Annotated in this window: 14 protein-coding genes; 2 read left to right on the top strand and 12 right to left on the bottom strand. The window is 28.2% G+C overall.

All coding sequences use genetic code 11. The features are described from left to right. Positions 1 to 77 precede the first annotated feature (77 nt). The 10 genes from JNUCC81_RS14345 to JNUCC81_RS14390 all read right to left on the bottom strand — a co-directional run bounded on the left by JNUCC81_RS14345 (position 78) and on the right by JNUCC81_RS14390 (position 15,749). Positions 78 to 1,541 carry an ABC transporter substrate-binding protein gene (locus JNUCC81_RS14345; RefSeq protein ID WP_454094104.1) on the bottom strand — a complete coding sequence of 488 codons (1,464 nt, stop codon included), beginning with the start codon at positions 1,539 to 1,541 and terminating at the stop codon, positions 78 to 80. 40 nt (positions 1,542 to 1,581) lie between these two features. After that, positions 1,582 to 2,532 carry a carbohydrate ABC transporter permease gene (locus tag JNUCC81_RS14350; protein WP_208331572.1) on the bottom strand — a complete coding sequence of 317 codons (951 nt, stop codon included), beginning with the start codon at positions 2,530 to 2,532 and terminating at the stop codon, positions 1,582 to 1,584. A gap of 37 nt (positions 2,533 to 2,569) precedes the next feature. Continuing rightward, complete coding sequence (locus tag JNUCC81_RS14355; RefSeq protein ID WP_454094105.1) at positions 2,570 to 3,499, bottom strand: ABC transporter permease; 930 nt, start codon at positions 3,497 to 3,499, stop codon at positions 2,570 to 2,572. Positions 3,500 to 3,678: 179 nt separating this feature from the next. Next, positions 3,679 to 5,169 (bottom strand): response regulator transcription factor, encoded by a 1,491-nt coding sequence (locus JNUCC81_RS14360; RefSeq protein ID WP_454094106.1) that lies wholly within the window; start codon positions 5,167 to 5,169, stop codon positions 3,679 to 3,681. After that, positions 5,162 to 6,895 (bottom strand): sensor histidine kinase, encoded by a 1,734-nt coding sequence (locus JNUCC81_RS14365; protein WP_454094107.1) that lies wholly within the window; start codon positions 6,893 to 6,895, stop codon positions 5,162 to 5,164. The genes JNUCC81_RS14360 and JNUCC81_RS14365 overlap by 8 nt, the downstream gene beginning before the upstream one ends. A gap of 11 nt (positions 6,896 to 6,906) precedes the next feature. Further along, positions 6,907 to 7,521: a YesL family protein gene (locus tag JNUCC81_RS14370; RefSeq protein ID WP_454094108.1), complete on the bottom strand. Its 615-nt coding sequence runs from the start codon at positions 7,519 to 7,521 to the stop codon at positions 6,907 to 6,909. Positions 7,522 to 7,659: 138 nt separating this feature from the next. After that, the gene (gene manA / locus JNUCC81_RS14375; protein WP_454094109.1) at positions 7,660 to 8,604 is read right to left on the bottom strand and encodes a mannose-6-phosphate isomerase, class I; all 945 of its coding nucleotides are present in this window, start codon (positions 8,602 to 8,604) and stop codon (positions 7,660 to 7,662) included. A gap of 55 nt (positions 8,605 to 8,659) precedes the next feature. Beyond that, a complete protein-coding gene (locus tag JNUCC81_RS14380) occupies positions 8,660 to 11,362 on the bottom strand; it encodes an alpha-mannosidase (RefSeq protein ID WP_454094110.1) in 2,703 nt (900 codons plus the stop codon). A gap of 133 nt (positions 11,363 to 11,495) precedes the next feature. Beyond that, positions 11,496 to 14,618 (bottom strand): alpha-mannosidase, encoded by a 3,123-nt coding sequence (locus JNUCC81_RS14385; RefSeq protein ID WP_454094111.1) that lies wholly within the window; start codon positions 14,616 to 14,618, stop codon positions 11,496 to 11,498. Positions 14,619 to 14,813: 195 nt separating this feature from the next. Beyond that, positions 14,814 to 15,749: an ROK family protein gene (locus JNUCC81_RS14390; protein ID WP_454094112.1), complete on the bottom strand. Its 936-nt coding sequence runs from the start codon at positions 15,747 to 15,749 to the stop codon at positions 14,814 to 14,816. A 278-nt stretch (positions 15,750 to 16,027) separates the two neighbouring features. Here JNUCC81_RS14390 and JNUCC81_RS14395 point away from each other — a divergent pair, with 278 nt between their 5' ends. Together JNUCC81_RS14395 and JNUCC81_RS14400 are read left to right on the top strand one after the other, a co-directional pair. Next, the gene (locus JNUCC81_RS14395; protein WP_454094113.1) at positions 16,028 to 16,576 is read left to right on the top strand and encodes a hypothetical protein; all 549 of its coding nucleotides are present in this window, start codon (positions 16,028 to 16,030) and stop codon (positions 16,574 to 16,576) included. A gap of 245 nt (positions 16,577 to 16,821) precedes the next feature. After that, a complete protein-coding gene (locus JNUCC81_RS14400) occupies positions 16,822 to 17,922 on the top strand; it encodes a substrate-binding domain-containing protein (RefSeq protein ID WP_454094114.1) in 1,101 nt (366 codons plus the stop codon). Positions 17,923 to 17,959: 37 nt separating this feature from the next. Here the strand turns inward: JNUCC81_RS14400 and JNUCC81_RS14405 are convergent, their stop codons facing one another. Both JNUCC81_RS14405 and dnaJ read right to left on the bottom strand, forming a co-directional pair. Further along, on the bottom strand, positions 17,960 to 18,433 hold the full coding sequence (locus JNUCC81_RS14405; protein ID WP_208331582.1) for a hypothetical protein: 474 nt from the start codon (positions 18,431 to 18,433) through the stop codon (positions 17,960 to 17,962). A 264-nt stretch (positions 18,434 to 18,697) separates the two neighbouring features. Next, the gene (gene dnaJ / locus JNUCC81_RS14410) at positions 18,698 to 19,837 is read right to left on the bottom strand and encodes a molecular chaperone DnaJ (RefSeq protein WP_454094115.1); all 1,140 of its coding nucleotides are present in this window, start codon (positions 19,835 to 19,837) and stop codon (positions 18,698 to 18,700) included. Between the last annotated feature and the right edge of the window lie 12 nt (positions 19,838 to 19,849).

The raw sequence follows: 19,849 nt of genomic DNA on the forward strand, positions 1-19,849 counted from the left end.
TAATCAAGGTATTCTACTACTATTTTGTAGAAGAATACCTTGATATATAAATTTAATGTTATTTTATTCGTTATTTATTATTTTTTTTGATCTGCCATCCACTTGTCGTATTGTTCTTGTATATTAGCCATAACTTTATCAAGTCCTGCAGATTTTAATTTCTTATTTAATTCTCCTAAGTATTTATCTGTATCTACAGATCCTGTATATAATGGAGCTTTGAATTCTTGAACTATATTAGATATAGTAGCTAATTCTGTACTTATATCAGTTGTATCTACATAGAATCCTAATGTTGGAGATGCTACTGCTTTTTCATTGAATTTTTCATATTGTTCTATTCTATCTTTAGGGTCAGTATCGAAGTTTTTAGTTAAAAATACATTTCCTAAAGCCCAAGAAGGCATGTTGTAAGCTTTAGCTTCTTCAGTTTTAGTTATAGTTTTATCTTCATTAGTCTTATAGTGAACATCTTCTATTCCTCTGTCTATTAAGTTTCTTAAGTACTCATCTGTATTTAATAAGTTTAAGAACTTCATAGCTTCCTCTGGATGCTTAGATGCTGCTGATATTGACATTACAGAACCTGTAACAGAGTTATTTATAGTTAAAGGGTCATGCATTTCACTATATTTAATTGGATATCCTGCATTTGAAGACCACATTTCTCCTGCACCTGGTGCATATTGTTCTTTTCTAACAAACCAGTTTTGAACACTCATTTCATGTGGATCTGTATCTGTTGAAGCTTGTGTATGTATAAATCCTTTTTGATAGAATCTTCTTAATGTATCTAAAGTCTTTTTAACATCTTTTTGTTCATATATATTTACAACCTTAGTTGTATCACCCTCTAAAGCTATACCAAATGGTAAGTTTTCTCCTAATAATAAATCATATGGCATATATGGTACAAAAGTTGATCCTGCTGACATAGGCATTTTTAAGTCTGGTTTTTTAGCTTTAACTACTTCTAATACTTTTTCTAAATCTTCTAATGTTTTAACATTAGTCATATCTACACCAATCTCTTTTGCCATATCTGCATTGTAAGCCCAAACCATTTGTTGACCAACTTCTTTGTTAGCTGGTACTCCGTATAATTTTCCATTTATAGAAGCTCCTTCTAAGAATAAAGGATTTATAGCTTCTTTTAATTCTTTTCCATTATTTTCTAATAAATCACTTATTTCTAAGTAAGCTCCTTTTTGAGCATTTAATGCATAGTCACTTGCAAATGCTATATCAAATGGTTCACCTGAAGAAGTTATAACTTGCATTTTTTGACCATAATCACCCCAGTCAACCATTCTTAAATCTAATGTGACACCTATTTTTTCCGCTGTATATTTGTTTACTTCTTCCATAACCTTTGCTTGGTCTGGTTGTGGAGTTCCTATCATATACCACACTAATTCAACATTGTCTCCATTACCTTTTTTAGCTTCATCAGACTTTTTAGTGCTTGAGCATCCTGTAAGTATCGCTGATGACGCTATTGTTACTGCTAAAAATAAACTAGATATTTTTTTGAATTTCATAATAAAATCCCCCACTTATTATTTTTTAATGTATATTTTATTACTCTTTTACCCCACCTATAGTTAATCCGCTTATAAAGTATTTTTGGAAGAATGGATATGTACATGCTATTGGTAATGTTGATATTACTACCATTGCCATTCTAACAGATTCTTGAGGTAATGTTGACATAACTTGTCCACTTAACATTGCATTTTGCCTTATGAATTCCATATTCTTTTCTATCTTCATAAGCATGTGTTGTAGTGGAACTAATTCTTGATAATCAACATATAGCATTGCATTAAACCAGTCATTCCAATATGCTAATGTAGAGAATAATGCTATTGTTGCTATACCCGGTAGAGCTAGTGGTATAACCATCTTTATAAATATTTTAAACTCACTTGCACCATCTATTCTAGCTGACTCTATTATTGACTCTGGAACAGACTTTTGGAAGAATGTTCTCATTACTATTATGTTAAATGAATTAAATGCTAGCGGTAATATTAATGCCCATATAGTATTTTTAAGACCTAATACTTGAGTCATAACTATGTATGAAGGAACCATACCTCCTCCAAATAACATAGTAAAGAATACTAAGAACATAAACTGTTTTCTAAATGCGAAGTTTGGTCTAGATATTGCATATGCATATGTAGATACCATACTTACATTTATTAAAGTTCCTAATACTGTTACAATTATTGTTACTATATAAGATTGAGCTAATTGCCCACCTGATTCAATTAAATATTTATAAGCATCTAAACTCCACTCTTTTGGGAATATAGAGTACCCATGTTGTATTAACGATTGTTCTGATGTTAAAGATATTACAATAACAAATACAAATGGGAATATGCATGCTATTGAGAATATCGCTAATATTATGTTTGTTATTATATTTGTTATACCTGTAAACCCTTCATTATAAGCCTTTTTCTTTTTCTTAGAAGAGCGTACTGGCTTTTTTGCATCTTTTTTAATTGCTTGTGAATCCATATTTTATCGGCAAATAAATGCCTCTCCCCCTTCTATTTTAGAATAAACCATATTCAGGATCTATTTTCTTAACTGCAAAGTTTGTAGCCATTATTAATATAAATCCTACTATAGCTTGATATAAACCTGCTGCTGTACTCATTCCTATATTCCCCATATTCATAAGTCCTTTATAAATATATGTATCTATAACATCTGTTACAGGATATAAAACAGCTGAGTTTCTTGGTACTTGATAGAATAATCCAAAGTCTGATCTGAATATTCCTCCGATTGCCATTATTGTAAGTATTATCATTAAAGGTACTATTAAAGGTATAGTTATATTTTTTATTTGTTGCCATTTACTAGCTCCATCTATTGTCGCTGCTTCATAATAAGTTTTATCAATACCTACTATTGCCGCTAAATAAACTATACTTCCGTATCCAACACCTTTCCATATATTCATAAATACAAGTATTCCTGGCCAGTGCTTCGGTTCACTATACCAAGACACAGGATCTACCCCAAATGCGCCTAATACCGAATTAAGCATTCCTTTGTCAAAGCTTAAGAAACTAAATACGAAGTAACTTACTATAACCCACGATAAGAAGTGAGGAAATAACATACTAGTCTGATATATTTTCCCTAATTTTTTATTCGATATTTCGCTAAGTGCTATAGCTACAAATACTGCAAATATTAATCCTAATAGTATGAATACTAAATTGTATACAACAGTATTTCTAGTGATTCTAAATGCATCTCCACTACTAAATAAGAATTCAAAGTTATCAAACCCTACCCATTTACTATTAATTAAACTTTCTATAAATCCACCCGAACTTATTTTAAAGTCTTTAAATGCTAATACTGTACCAAACATTGGTAAGTATGAGAATATTAATAACCATATAGTTCCTGGTAAAACCATCAATAGCCATGATTTGTTTTTCCATAATTTCTTTAGAAATTTTTTCACTATATCCACCCCTCTCTTTACTTATATTTTACCATCAGGCAAATGTTTTCTAAAGTTTACAATTATTAGATTAGCTACACAAATCTTACTAAGTATACGTTTTCCGAAACTATTTTTTATAAAACACATAAAAAAGGTTGGTAATAACTTATTACCAACCTTTTTTAATTAATTTATAATTATAAATTAATTTTTCTCCACTCACTTGGAGTTACTCCAGCAATATTTTTGAATTTACGATAAAAATAATTTTTATTGGTATACCCCACTAAAATCCCTATTTCACTAGCTTTAAGAGTTGTATCTGATAATAATTTTTTAGCTTTATTAACTCTAAAGTTATTTATATAATCTGAAAATAATGTTCCCGTTTCTCTTTGGAATAACTGTCCTAAATATATAGCATTAATATTTAATTTATCGCTTATTTCTTTTAAATTTAAATCATATTTATAATTATCTTCTATATACTCTAATAACTTTAATATAACAGGGCTTATGCTTTCGTCTGCTTGTTCTAATTTAGTTTGTATATGCTTAAGCATATTAATTAATTGAAGCTCTATTTCGTCTACAGTACTATGGTTATTTACTATACATTCAAAATATTTGTGTAAATCTTTTATAATCTTAGATTCATTAAAGTAATTATAGACATTTAAAAATATTTCTACTGATTTCATTTTAATTTGTTTTGGAGTTAAATCTTCTTCACTTTTTAACTTTCTAAAAATTTGATTAATATAATCTGAAGTTTTAGATATATCTTTATTTACTAACATTTTTTTTAATTCTTCAAACTCTATATACGTATCATTTTGTTTTAATCCCTGCTCTTTATAAATTTTAACCCACGATTTATCTGAACATATCATTTTATATTCACTAATTTCTAATGAAGTTTTATAACTTTTGCATATGTCTTTAACTGAATCTACATATTTTCCTACACTTATATAAACTAGAGAATTACTTTCTTTCATTATACCGGCTTTAAGTTGAGATAATTCACTTATTAATATATCCTTATTTTTTTCATTAACAATTAGTAAGGCTCTAGATTTGGATTTTATACAATATATAAATTTATTATTTTTTATTTTTTCTTTTAATATGATGTTTATATCACAAGATGTGTCACTTAGCTCTATCATAGCTACACAATAATTATCTTCTTTAAATACTATATTTAATTCCTCTAAATCACTTGTAGTATTCTCCTCGTATTCCTCAGTTAATAATTTTAATAGTAGGTTATTTTTTACTATGCTTTTATCTAGTATATTTTTTTCTTTTAGTTTTATATTTTTGTATACATTTTTTAAGTTTTCAGATAACTCATCTGTATCTATCGGTTTTAGTAAATAATTTTCTGCACCCATATTCATAGCACGTTTAGCGTATTTAAACTCTTGAAATGCACTAAGTACTATAAAGTTAGTATCATAATTTTCTTCTTTTAATTTACTAATTAATTCTAAACCTGTCATTTTAGGCATCATTATATCTGTTATTATTAAATCAATATCACTTTTTATTATCTCATTAAATCCATCTTCTCCATTACCTGCACTTCCAACAATATTAAAACCATATTCTTCCCAAGGAACGATGTATCTTAATCCTTCTAATATAAATGGCTCATCGTCTAATAAATATACACTATACATCTTCATCCCCATCCTTTAAAATTGGTAGCTTGATTTTTACAATAGTCCATTCAAACTCTTTGCTACTGATTTCTAACCCATAGCTATCTCCAAATTTTAATTTTAATCTGTTATTTATATTCATTAATCCTATTGAATTTGTTTTTTGTAGGTTTTTTACAAGTTGTTCTTTAATCATTAATAAGACTTTTTCATTTATTCCAACCCCATTATCTTTTATAACGATTTCAATATCTTCATTTAACTTTATTACATCTATTTGTATCTTATTATCGCTTCGATCTTTTCTTATACCATGATTTATAACATTTTCAACTATTGGCTGTAAAATAAATTTTGGTACTATATAATCCATTGATTCTTCATCAATATTTATAGTATAGTCAAATATTCCTTTATACCTTGTACAACATAGATTTAAATACATCTTACAATATTTTATTTCTTCACTTAATAAAACCATACTTCCATTGTTATAAGTAGAATACCTAAACATACCTGCTAAACTATATATCATACCTGCTACTTCTGTATTCTTACTAGAAAGTGCGCACATTCTTATAACTTCTAACATGTTGTATAAAAAATGAGGCTTTATCTGTGCTTGAAGTGCATTTATTTCTGCTTGCTTTTGTTTAACCTGAGATATATAATTTTTATTTATATTATATTGTAGACTTTCACTCATTTTATCTATTCCCATAGCTATCATGTCTAACTCATCATCTTCTTTTTCTATATTAAATCTAGCATCTAAGTTCCCTTTTTTAATTTCGTCTATACATCTCATCATTTTTTTTAATTTTAATGAATATCTTTGTATTATAAAATAAGTAATTAATATTATAGTTAGAATACATATTAAAGATATAATTCCTATTTTTAATACAATACTTTTTATACCTAAAGCTTCATTGTTTATTAAACTTATATATTTAAGTTTGGTTTGAGCATCCTCTTTAAGGCTAATTATAGGCTCATTATCAAGCAAAGTTTTAACATGTATAGTATTATTTTTTGGCGAATAGCTTTCTTTCCCTATTTTTTTAATGTAATCCTTTCTAATATTTTTATCTGAACTAAATACTATATCTTTATTTTCATCACAAATAACTAAATCTCCCTTTAAATTTGTGTTTTTTAATATTTTATTTAATTCATTTATATCAAAATATATATCAAGATACCCTATTGTATACATAGAATCTACATTTTTTATAGGCTTTGTAATTTTTCTCATAGATGAGTTTTGCTTTTTTAAGTTGTACCACTTATTATGATTTAAAACTATTTCACTTTTATATTCCTTATCTTTATCATTAATTACTACTGCTAAAACATCACTTCTATTAGATAGCATAGTATCTAGCAAGTACTTTAAATCAATTGGAGTTTTGCTTCTAATTGAAAATCTGTCTAATTTATAACTTAAATATTCTTCATATGATGATGTTGTTAAAACCTGAATTTCATTTGTTACATCCGATTGCGTATTTACACCATTTATAATTGAATTACTGATTGTATTTTGCTCTTCAAATCTTTTTTCTATATTAAATATTACTTCTGAATGTATATTTAGCTCATTTTGAATTTCATTTTCTATATAGTAACTTAAAAATATATTCGTTAATAAAAATATAGATATTATAGTTATAGCTGAGTATATAAGTAACATTTTATTGAATAATTTATTTTTTATATACTTAGTGTATAGTTTTTTCAAGTCCCCACTCCCTATGCGCTAAGAGTTTTCTTTAAATATAAAAATCTCTTGTATAATATATGCATTACCCAATAAGACGGTATAACCATAAAGAAAAATGGAATTAATCCCGGACTTCCTTTTACAAAATAATAAATTAATCCAAATCCTACTCCTATTAGGACTGTTTGCATTGGACTAGTTAATGCTAGTATAAATGAGTTTTTAATATAATCTTTTATACCTAATTCAAAGTGTACATATGTAGGGAAGAAGTAAATAAATGCTACACTTACAAAGAATAACACTGCCATTACTAGTATATATAGTGCTGTTGAGTATAAAGCTTCCATTTTGTATAAGATATTAAGATCTACTGCTAAAAACATAAATACAGCCGCAAAAAACAGACCACATTTATTAGCATTTTTAAATTCCTTTATATATACATCTTTAAATGTTTTAAATATAGGTATATCTAATTCTCCTTGAACCCATTTTCTTAATATATAAAACGTTGTTACTGTTGCTGGCATAATCCCTAATACTACACCACCCATTACTGTAAATGCAACCCATAAAAAATTGAGTATTAAAAACCTGTAAATCCATTCACAAAAACTTATTAGCATACCATCTAATTTCATATAAATCACCCCAGTTGTATTTTTATTTATTAACATACCCTTCACTTATAAAAGGTTTTCCCTATTTATATTATAATATATTAAAATAAAAGTTTTAACCCTATTTTATAATAAGTTTAAAACTTTTATTTTTAAATATTAAATATGGGAACAAATTATTTCCATATTACCTTCTATTTTAAAGTCTTTTATACTAAATGGTAATATAAAATTAGATCCTTTATTTAATAAGTACTCTTTAGAGTCTAAATGTATTTTTCCACTACCTTCTAATACACTGTATAATGTAAATGGTTTATCATGTGTAAATTTACATTCCCCAAATATATCTAACTTATGTACGCTAAAAAATTCATTACTTATAAAAGTTGTACACTTATATGTATCTTTAGAAACTATATTATAAGTATTATTATCTTCAATATGAGGTACTGTTGAAACATCTATAGATTTTTGTACATGTAGGTCACGTTTATTTCCATTATCATCAACTCTGTCATAGTCATAAACTCTATATGTAGTATCTGAATTTTGTTGAGTTTCTAAAATTAAAGTACCCTTACATAAAGCATGTATAGTTCCACTTGGAACATAAAAGAAATCACCTTTTTTAATTTTCACTTTTCTAAGAAGGTTATCCCACTCATCATTTTCTATCATTTTTTGTAATTCATCTTTAGTTTTAGCATTATGACCAAATATCATCTCTGCATCATCATCACAATCTATAATATACCAACATTCTGTTTTCCCAAGTTCTCCGTTTTCATTTACTTTAGCATATTCATCATCTGGATGAACTTGAACTGATAGATTATCATTTGCATCTAATATTTTAGTAAGTAGAGGGAATTTTTCTCCTTCTATGTTACCAAATAATTCTCTATTTTTATTCCAAACTCTAGATAATGTTTTTCCTTTATACTGTCCATTTTGTATTTCGCAATCTCCATTTTCATGAGAGCTTATAGCCCAACATTCCCCTGTACTATCAGATGGAATATCATAATTAAATTTATTTTTTAATTCATTTCCTCCCCATATTCTATACATAAATAAAGGATTTAAAAATAATGGTTCCATAAATATATTACCTCCATAGTTTATAAAAAGGTTGTCTTTTAAGACAACCTTTTTATTAGTCTCCTATAGCTATAGTTGCTATTTCAGATTTTCTTAAATTAATTGAATCTTCTATAGTATTTTTTAATTCTTCTTCTAATATATTTGTTTTGTACTTTTTACCTTTTATTTCACACTTGTTTATATTTAATGAAGAGTCTGAGTCTGATGCATTAAATACTCTAAGTATTGTTTTATTATTTTCATTTAGCTTTAATGTAGACCACATTACTGCATTGCCTTCAATGTCTATTAAATTATGATTATGGCTTACATCACCTGTCTTAGTTTCTAATTGCTTAGTAAGCACTGGTACTTGGAACATGTTAGCTTCTCTAAATGATTCATACATATCCTGTCCATGAGTTATGATTTCTAATTCTGCTTCATATTGTCCTTGGCATTGTGCTTGGGGAGTTTCAAATACTCCCCAGTCTCCTAGCTCCCTAACACTTCTAAGAAGAGTTACAGCTATATGATTTCTTTCATCATTTAACATTTCATATTCATTTAACCCTTTGTTTGCTATTGTAATACCATAGTCTTCATTATGAACATTTACAAAAGTATGTTGATGTTGACAGTTACTTGGATTTTCCCAAGTTTCATAAGTAGTATTACTTCTTTTTGCTACCTCAAAGATAGATTCTGCAAAATGAACATCAGATTTTATATCTGTAGCAAATAACATTCTCATTCTATGATCTTTTGCAATATTATTAAATGATGATTTTATTTTTAAGCCTTTAGATGATTTTTCCAAAGTTAAAGTTGTCTTTATTATTAATGTTACAGTCTCTTTGACTCTTTGAGATTTTCTATGTTTAAATTCTAAAACTTCCTCTATTTCTTTATTTAATAATTCATTTGCACAAGATGGAACTTCAAATCTATGAGTAATTTCAACTACTGCTTTATAAGGTAAGTCCTCGACTACTTTTATATCTGCGCTCATGTCTTTTGTAGTTAAAGGTATTTCTCCAACTGGTTTCATATAAATATATTCATTTCCTATATCCCCAGTATTTTCATATATACATAGATCTTTAAATTCTTTATAAGTATTTTTATCTAGTATATTAACTGAACCATTTTCATTTATTTCAACTTTTATATATTCATTTTCTAGTATATTTTCGTTTACTAATGAATTTTTAGCTTCATTGTCTATACTTTCATCATCTTTTACTAAAGCATATGTATCCCATCCAAATGATTTAATATTTTTAGTTTCAAGTTCTACTCTAACTAATCTACAATAGTATGGCTGTCTGAATTTATCATCTGGTAAATCATAATCAAACTTTATGCCTAAATCAGTTATTTTTGCATCTATTTTATTTCCATCTATATCTACTACTTTAAATTTAGGTAATGATACCTTCCTCATTTCCTTAGCTATTTCATTAGGATTACCTTCTCTGAAATACTTTTTATAAAGCTTAATATCAGTAGCTACTACTGAACATCTATCATATCCTGTAGTATTTACTACCATAAACGGATGTACTTCTTCACCTAATTGTAAAAAATTTTCTGTATTAATTTGACTACCTAAATACATTAAACTTTCATTTATTATATAATTTGCAACGTCTTTTGCTTTATCAAATCTTGCTACCATTTCTCTGTGTACTTCATCTACACTACAACCACATATACTATCATGAGGATGATTTTTCATTAAAGATTTCCACCCATATTCAAATAAGTGATGAGGATATTCAAATCCAAAGCTGTGTGCCATAGTTGCTAATGGTTCAGCTACTTTTTCAAATAAAGTTTGGCATAATTGATTCCACTGTTTCAAATAAACTCTAGCTGAAGCAGTATTTACTAATGTATACCATCCATCAGTTTGTTGACTTCTAAGTTCACCTTTTATAACTTGTAAGTCATTATTCATATTTTCTCTTAATTCTTTTATATAATCATCAAAGTTTGAATGTACAAATTCTATATCTTTGTATAAATCTATTGCAGTACTTATAGCATTTGATAAATCTGTTTGTATCGGTTGATGGTCACATCCATTCATAAATAATAATTGATTAGAAGATGCAAACTTTGATGCATCATTTAGTCTTTTATCCCAATACTCCTTTGCTTCATCAGCATCTACAGGAACTTCCATTCCATTACAATACCAATTTGCAAATAATATACCTAATACTCTTGAGCCATCTGGTGATTCCCAATACATTTCTGAATATGGTGATTCAAATTTATCATCTGCACTTACTTCATTATTAAATCCTGTTGGCTTTACACCTCTTCCAAATGCTGCAGTATTTATCCCAGCTTGTTTTAATATTTGAGGAGCTTGCCCCATATTTCCAAAAGAATCTGGGAAATATCCTACTTTAGTTACATCTTTATTATATTTTCCCGCATCTTTATGACCATATTGTAAATTTCTGATATTCGATTCACTGCTAGTTAAAAATTCATCCTGTAATACATACCATGGACCTATTTTTAATTTTCCTTCTTTTATTACTTTTTCTAATAATTCTCTTCTCTGTGGTCTTACTTCTAGGTAATCTTCTAATAAAACAGTTTGACCATCTAAGTGATAATATTTAAATTCAGGATCATTTTCAAAAGTATCTAAAAGTGTATCCATAGTTTTTATAAGCATCATATGATGAGTTTCATATGGTAAATACCATTCTCTGTCCCAATGTGTATGAGATATTATGTGCGCTTTTTTTCTCATTATTTTAGTCCCCCATTTTATAATATTTATTTGAATTTTGTTATTTTATAGAGTTAAGGTAACTTCCTTACCGTAGTTAGTATAAAGTAAGAAAGTTACCTTTGGAGTATATATAAAATTTAAAATAGTTAGCTTATTTATTCATTTTTATCTTTATTGTTTTTATTTCATAAGGAGTTAATGTTAAGTTTATTTCTTTTTCATTTCTTAACTCTTCTATCGCTCTTTCCATTAAATCAGTTTCTTGCCATGCATTTATTTCATATCCACTAGTTATATTTACTTTTTGAGTACTTCCTGCATATTCATGCAAACGAATAACCACTGCATCTTCATCTTCACATTTCTTTATAGCATCAACTAATACATACGCATCATTGAAGTTAAACATCTTATTTGGTATATCTTCTCTTATGCATCCATTTATATAAGTTAATGGTTGATTTAATTCATAAGCTGCTTTAACTGTATTACCTTCAACGAAGTCTTTGCTATGTGGAAGTAATGAGTAAGTGAAGTTTTGCTCTCCTTGATCTTGTACTGGATCTGGATGAGTAGCTGATTTCAATAATGTTAATCTTATTACATTATCTTTTATATCATGACCATACTTACAGTTATTTAATAAACTTACTCCATAATCTCTTTGAGATAAGTCTACCCATTGTTGAGCTACAGTTTCAAACCTTGCCATATCCCAACTTGTATTCCAATGAGTAGGTCTCTTAACATTACCAAACTGAACATCATAAGTTGCCATTGTACTTCTTACATCTACTGGGAATGCTACTTTTAATAATTGCTTTTGCTCTCTCCAGTCAACATTAGTTACAAAGTCTATTCTTCTATTATCTGCATACACTACCATGTCTTGGTTTATAGTAGTATTCATATATTTGTAGCTAAATCTTACAACTGCTTTTAGGTTTTTACACTCTATTAACTCTATATTTTGTAAATCAGTAACTTCTCTCATTTTTTCTTGGTAATAGATATCTATATCCCAAGCTTCATGTGCCATTGGCTTATCTTCAAACATTTGTAGAACATTTCCTCTTTGTCCTTTAGCTAATACTTCTCTATTATTAGTTTTATCAAATATAGAAGTTAATTGACCAACTTCATTCCATTTTATTTCATAGTTAGGAGTAGTTATTTCATACTTACTATATTTAAATACTGCTCCATTTTCTTCTATAGCTTCTTCCTTTAAAGTTATTCTTTTCCATCCTGTTGAAGGAACATCTTTAACCTTTACTATATACTTTCCTTTTTCTTTTTGTGCTTCTAACTTATTTCCATCTTCATCATAGAAATTACCTACTAAATCAGTTTCTATTTCTACAACTTCAGTTCTATCCCAGTTAGCATTATTTATAACTGTAAAAGTTCCTTCTTTTTCAGTTACTAGAGTTTTATTAAATTCACCCCTCGCATCAAGTGCTAAATCCTCAGCTTCTTTATATTCTATTTTTGCATCTTCATAAACTTCTGTAATTGAAGAGCCTGGTATTATATCATGGAATTGATTTCTAAGTATAGTTTTCCATCCTTTAAGTAAGTTAGTACTTGGATATAATGCCCAATCATTATTTATTAATGAATTTACAGCTCCTAACCATTCAGTTTCTCTATATAAAAGTTCTAATTTTCTATTCATCATTTTAGTATAAGCTTGGCTTGTATATGTTCCCCTATGATACTCTAAATATAATTCTCCATCCCAAGTATGAACATATTCGTTAGTATTTTCTACTTTTTTTCTTAAAGCTTTGAAATACTCTCCTGCTTTTCCTGTTTTAACATTTGGAAGTCCTGGCATCTTATCTAATCTTCTTCTATACTCTAGCATTTCACGGTTTACACCACCACCGCCATCTCCAAATCCATAAGAAACTAAAAGGTCTTTAGTTAAGTTTTTATCTGTATAAGCATCCCATACACCTTTTACAGTTTTTGGTGTAAGTCTTCCATTATATGTATAAAACCAAGATCCCGGTTGACTCCATGGTTCTGGAGTAGTTATAAAGTGAGTTAATATTTCAGAACCATCTATACCTCTCCAGTTAAATGTATCGTGTGGCATTCTATTGTATTGGTTCCAGCTTATTTTTGTAGTCATAAATGTTTTTATACCTGATTTTTTTAATATTTGAGGTAAAGCCCATGAATATCCAAATACATCTGGCAACCATAAATATTCAACATCTTTGTTAAATTCTTCTTTTATGAATCTTGAACCAACTAATAATTGTCTCACTAATGATTCTCCTGATGGTATATTACAATCTGCTTCTAACCACATACCTCCATCAATCTCCCATGAACCATCTGCTACTTTTTGTTTTATAGCTTCATATAATTCCGGATAATCATTTTTTGCATATTCATATAATTGTGGCTGTGTTTGTAAAAATACATACTCTGGATATCTTTCCATAAGCCTAAGTACTGTAGAGAATGATCTAGCGCATTTTTCTCTAGTATGTTTTAATCTCCATAACCATGCAACATCTATATGAGTATGACCTATGCAAGTTACATTAACTACTGAGTGCTTATCTATTTTATCTATTTCTTCATTTAAATAATCTGCTGCTTTATGAGCTGACTCATAGAACGATTCACTTCCTGGATAAGACCAATCTATAAATTTAAATGCATCATTTAGTATTTTTGTTAAATTGACTTTATCTACAGAGTACTCATCTAACTCTCCTATTGTTTCTAAAATTACCATTGCATTATAATATAAATCATCCATTTTTTCATCTAGCCATGCAATTTGTGCTCTATTTATACGATGTTCTTGATCTCTTTTTACTCCTCCACCTTCAAGTCCTGTCCATAGTCTAAACATTAACTCTAAGTTAGTTCCTGAAGTCCCTTCTGGGAAAAATACTTCTTTATGGTTGCTATCAACACCTTGGTATGGCTTATTATTTAAATAAAATAACGATTCAAACCCTGAGTTGTTACCCGCTCCTGTTTCTCCAAAATCAAATATACCAACTACCTTATTTTCTCCCCAAGATTTAGGTACTTCTACAACCTTATTCATCCAAAGGTATAAATCTCTACCTTTCCAAGTTTCTCCTGTTCTTATTACTCCATCAAATTCTGTTGGTATTTCAGGATTTATATCTCTATCACCATTTAATTTAGTATTAAAGTATTCAAGCTCTATTACATCTCTATATCTATAATTATCTAACTCATGTATTCTATTTCTAAGTTTATCTATTGTATAAAACATATTGTCCTCCCCTAAAACCTTTTTATATAAGTTTTCTTATTCATATTTCGATTATAATTTAGAAACGTTTTCAATGTCAATTTTCTACACATATATACTTATTTAGTGCAGTTTTTATAATATGAGTATAGCTGTTTATTATAAAATTCACTTTGCTCATCTCGCCAACACGTTTCTCAAGTTTAAATATTTATATTATAGAAATGCTGCTCCTATTATTCCCGCATCAGACCCTAAAGTAGCACATACGATTTTTGCAAACTCTTCATTCCTATAAAGTACATACTCTCTTATAATTAGTTCTATATCTTTAAGTATGATATCAGATGCTCTAGATACTCCTCCGCCAATAGATATAATCTCTGGATCTAATATATTTATAATACTAGCCATCGCTTTAGCTAAATACATTTTAAATCTAGTAATTACCTTTATGGCTACTTCATCACCTTGTCTATATGCATCAAATACAATCTTAGCAGTTATTTGTTCTAGATCACCTTCAACAAAGTCTAGTATTATACTTTTTCTACCTTCTTTTATTAGCTTCCTGGCATACTTTATAATTGCAGTTGCTGAGCAAAAAGTTTCTAGACATCCATTATTTCCACAGTTACAATCAAAATAGTTTTCTCCTATTATTGCGTGACCTATTTCAGATCCCATACCGTGAGCCCCTGTAAATGCTTTTTCATTTATTATTATTCCACCACCAACTCCAGTACCTAGAGTATACATAACTGCAACGCTAGCATCTTTCATACTTCCAAATTTAGCTTCACCAAGTGCAGCTACTGTAGCATCATTTTCAGCATTAACTTTAACTTCAGGAAATCTTCTTTTTAAAGCACCCATAAAATCAACTTCAAACCATCCTAAATTTACACAGGTTACTAATCCCGTTTTGTTTATAAAGCTTGGAACACCAAAACCTATGGATTCTATAGTGTTTATACTTAAGTTATTCTCCTCTAATAAACTCCTTACTAGAGTATTTATATCATCCATTACTTTATCAAATCCACCATCGATATCAGTTTTGCACTCTTTTCTAAAAAGAATTTTACCAAACTCATCAACTATTCCAGCTTGAATCCCTGTTCCCCCAATGTCAACTCCAACAAAATACATATTTTCCTCCTTGAAAACTTTTAGCTTTATCATATTTTAATTTATTTATATATCACTTTTTAGAAAAGTAATTTAATTCTTTGATTAACTCCTTAATTCTATATTATATTAATGATTTTAATAGTAAAAGTTCAAATATCTAACTTTTTCTATACTTATCTTATATTCAACTTTAAAATCTACAGTTTTATGAAAACATTTTCTTTATTATACTTAATCCATACCTTATACTAATTACTATAAACATTAATTCGAATCAACCATTGGGGGTATTTAGTATGAATAAGCTTGAATCAATAAAACTATTTAATGACTTACAACAAGTATCAAAAAAATATAGTAATTTAGAATTAAAAAATAATGAAAAAGAGTTAGAAGACAATAAAAAATTTAATTCTTTAATTCAATTTTATAAATCAAACATTAATCAAATAAAAGAAAGAGCTCATCTTATATCTAAAGAAACTAGGGAAGAGTTAAAAAATTCAAACTCTAAAGATATTTATAAAACTCTTCTTCAGCTTAATAATTTTGCTAGTGATAAATATAAAAATTTAAGCTTAAGTAATATGGATATTGAATCTACTACAGTTAAAGTAGTTATGCTTACAACTATAGATGAATTAATTCTTATAAATGAGTCTATTAAAAATAAAGACTATTTAAAAGATAAAAATACTTACTTTTATATCTATGAAAAAATTACTGTAAATGCGTTTTTGACTTTTTTAGCTTTAAAAGATATGGATATTGAAAAATCTAAAATAGATAACTTATCTCAGGCTATACTTAGCCAAATCCAAACTCTATCTTTTATATCTTTATAATAAAAACTTTTTGATTTATCAAATATGGCACTTAATTTTTTAAGTGTCATATTTTATTGTTTCTACTTAAAATTTATACAAGTTGATATACTTGATATATTTTTATTTATTTACTCTTTAATAATATACATGTATAATTATCTTAATTACACTGTATCAACAATGTTTTTTATAGTCAATAATACTTTTTAAAGTTGTATATTAAGTTGATATTGTTGGTATATATTAAGGAGGTAACTTTGCTAATGAATGATAAAAATTCTCCATTATATATGAAAATTAAGGAATATCTACTAGATCTTATTGATAAAAATAAAAATATTCCAAATTATAAACTTCCATCTGAAAATCAATTAGCTCTTAAATTTGATGCAAGTAGAATTTCAGCTAAAAATGCAATAAAATCCCTTCAAAATGAAGGTCTAGTTTACAGACTTCAAGGAAAAGGAACTTTTATAAATCATAATATAAATTTCCATTGTAAATCTTTAAAAAATACAACAGACTCTATTAAGATTTCTAATTCTAAAAACGAGAATATTATATGCATGTTAATACCATGGATAGATAGCAGATTTGCTATAAATATAATAAATGGAGCTAAGGAATATCTTGAATCTAATGATTTTAAGTTAGTATTAATGATTACCGATACAGACCAAGATAAAGAAAAAGAACTTATAAAAACAGCTTTAAATATGAATTGTAGAGGTTTAATTATTTTCCCTAGTGATAACCAAATATATAATCCTGAAATTTTAAAACTTTCTCTTAATAAGTTTCCTACAGTATTAATAGATAGAAAATTAGAAGGTTTAGATATAAGTTATGTTGCTAGTGATCATTTTAATTCTGCTTTTAATGCCACTGAGTATTTAATTAATAAAGGCCATACTAATATAGGTTTTATTAGTCCTAGTCCTAAAATTGCATCATCTGTATGTGAAAGAATACATGGATATGAAAAAGCTTTAAGTTCTAGTGTTGGATTAAGAGATCAGTTAAAATTAACTCTTCCATTCGAATTAGAAAATAGAACTCAACTATTAAAAAATTTTTTATCTAAAAATAAAGATATCTCAGCTATAATTTGCGATGGAGGAATGACAGGACTTAGCTTAATTAAAATAATCTATTCTCTAGGTCTTAAGTGTCCTGATGATATAGAACTTATTCTATATGACAATGAATTTGAGCAATACATGGATTTTCTTCCATGCAAGCCTATTGTAATAGAGCAAAATCCTCATGAAATAGGATATACTTCGGGTAAAGTTTTACATAATCTAATAGCTAATAAATCATCACCTCAAAGTATAACAATAAACGAAAAAATCATATTTTAGTATATAAAAATTAAAGTGCTGATATATTATCAGCACTTTAATAACAATTATTATATTCTACTTTGATAGGAATAACCTTATCTAGATTTGTTCCGTGGGCAGTTATTTTTATACATCCGCTACCAGAACATTCAGCTATAAATGTTGTAAAAAAACATCCATCTCCAAAACTTATTGCTGGGCTAAAAGTCATTGTTCCTAAGTCGTAATCGGATAGTTCAAAGTTTATTATAGCATTTCTTACAGGATGACCATGGCCATCTACTAATACTCCAAATATCATCTGCTTACCACCTGGATTTAACTCTATTTTATATGGAAACATATATTTTAGACAAACTTGCTTAGGTCCTTGGTGCTGAACGTTCTTATGTTTTTTTCCTCTAGAATAATCTTCATTATTAACTTCACTTAATTCTATATTACACTCATGTTTTAATTTATTTTTTAAAAATTCATGAAGTTCTTCCTTTGTCTTAATTTCTTTACCTTCTATAAATAAAGTATCCATACATCCCCCACCTTTATATTCTAAAATAGCATCTTAAAATATATTATGATTTAGTAGAGTAACATATTCCTTTATATAAAAAATTCGATTCGCTTAAGCTACTGTGTGAGCGCTACACTTCATCTTAATCCGTTACTCTAAAGCTTTTTTACGCTCCCCAAGTTAGTGGATATTACTTATGTGTAGTAATTATTTATCGTTATTGAAGTAATTTAGTTTCCTTGAGTGTAAAAAAGTCCTAGGAAAATATCCTAGAACTTCTTTTTACTTTTTTCTAAACATATCTTCGATTTTTTGCCCAAAAGTTCTTTTCTTCTCATGAACTTCTTCTCCACACTCTTTAGCAAATTCTCTTAATATATCTTTTTGTTTTTCATTTAATTTCCTTGGTGTATCAACAACTACTTTTATATATTGATCTCCTCTAGAGTTTCCTCTTAGTCTTGGTATACCTTTTTCTCTTAATCTAAATACCGTTCCAGTTTGAGTTCCTTCTGGTACTGTATATTTAACTTTTCCATCTAATGTAGGAACTTCTATCTCATCTCCTAATGCTGCCTGAACAAATGTAATTGGCATATCGAAGTAGATATCATTTCCTTCTCTAGTGAATAATGGATGAGATTTAACATTTACTACTATATAAAGGTCTCCTCTTGGTCCACCTTTACTTCCAAGTTCACCTTGACCTGAAAGTTTTATCATTTGACCATCATCTATACCTGCTGGTATATCAACTTCTATAGTCTTAACTTTTCTAGTACTTCCCTGTCCATTACATTTACTACATGGAGATTCAACTACTTCGCCTTCTCCATTACACGCACTACAAGTTCTAGAACTTGCTATATTTCCAAATGGAGTTCTTTGTACTGTTCTAACTTCACCTGCTCCATTACAAGTAGGGCAAGTTTTCTTTGATGTTCCAGGTTTAGCTCCACTTCCGCTACATTCACTACACTCTTCACTTCTATTTATTTTTATAGACATTTTTTTACCAAATGCAGCTTCTTCAAAAGTTATATTTACGTCTTGTCTAATATCAGCTCCGCGTTCTGGACCTCTTCTTCTAGCCCTTCCTCCGCCGAATATATCACCAAACATGTCTCCGAATATATCTTCAAACCCGCCAAATCCTTGACCACTAAATCCACCTTGGCCAAATCCACCTTGACCATTTACACCTTCATGGCCAAATTGATCATAAGTTCTTCTTTTAGTATCGTCTGATAAAACTTCATATGCTTCATTTACTTCTTTGAATTTTTCTTCAGCTTCTTTATTATCAGGATTTCTATCTGGATGATATTTCATCGCCATTTTTCTATATGCTTTTTTAAGCGCTTGTGCGTCTGCATTTTTATCAACGCCAAGGACTTCATAATAATCTCTTTTAGTACTCAAATTTTGCCACCA

The sequence above is a fragment of the Faecalimicrobium sp. JNUCC 81 genome (assembly GCF_053667625.1).

Coding starts and splice junctions, on each gene's coding strand:
- JNUCC81_RS14345 (WP_454094104.1), bottom strand. CDS start 1,541: ATGAAATTCAAAAAAATATCTAGTTTATTTTTAGCAGTAACAATAGCG.
- JNUCC81_RS14350 (WP_208331572.1), bottom strand. CDS start 2,532: ATGGATTCACAAGCAATTAAAAAAGATGCAAAAAAGCCAGTACGCTCT.
- JNUCC81_RS14360 (WP_454094106.1), bottom strand. CDS start 5,169: ATGTATAGTGTATATTTATTAGACGATGAGCCATTTATATTAGAAGGA.
- JNUCC81_RS14370 (WP_454094108.1), bottom strand. CDS start 7,521: ATGAAATTAGATGGTATGCTAATAAGTTTTTGTGAATGGATTTACAGG.
- manA (WP_454094109.1), bottom strand. CDS start 8,604: ATGGAACCATTATTTTTAAATCCTTTATTTATGTATAGAATATGGGGA.
- JNUCC81_RS14380 (WP_454094110.1), bottom strand. CDS start 11,362: ATGAGAAAAAAAGCGCACATAATATCTCATACACATTGGGACAGAGAA.
- JNUCC81_RS14385 (WP_454094111.1), bottom strand. CDS start 14,618: ATGTTTTATACAATAGATAAACTTAGAAATAGAATACATGAGTTAGAT.
- JNUCC81_RS14390 (WP_454094112.1), bottom strand. CDS start 15,749: ATGTATTTTGTTGGAGTTGACATTGGGGGAACAGGGATTCAAGCTGGA.
- JNUCC81_RS14395 (WP_454094113.1), top strand. CDS start 16,028: ATGAATAAGCTTGAATCAATAAAACTATTTAATGACTTACAACAAGTA.
- JNUCC81_RS14400 (WP_454094114.1), top strand. CDS start 16,822: ATGAATGATAAAAATTCTCCATTATATATGAAAATTAAGGAATATCTA.
- JNUCC81_RS14405 (WP_208331582.1), bottom strand. CDS start 18,433: ATGGATACTTTATTTATAGAAGGTAAAGAAATTAAGACAAAGGAAGAA.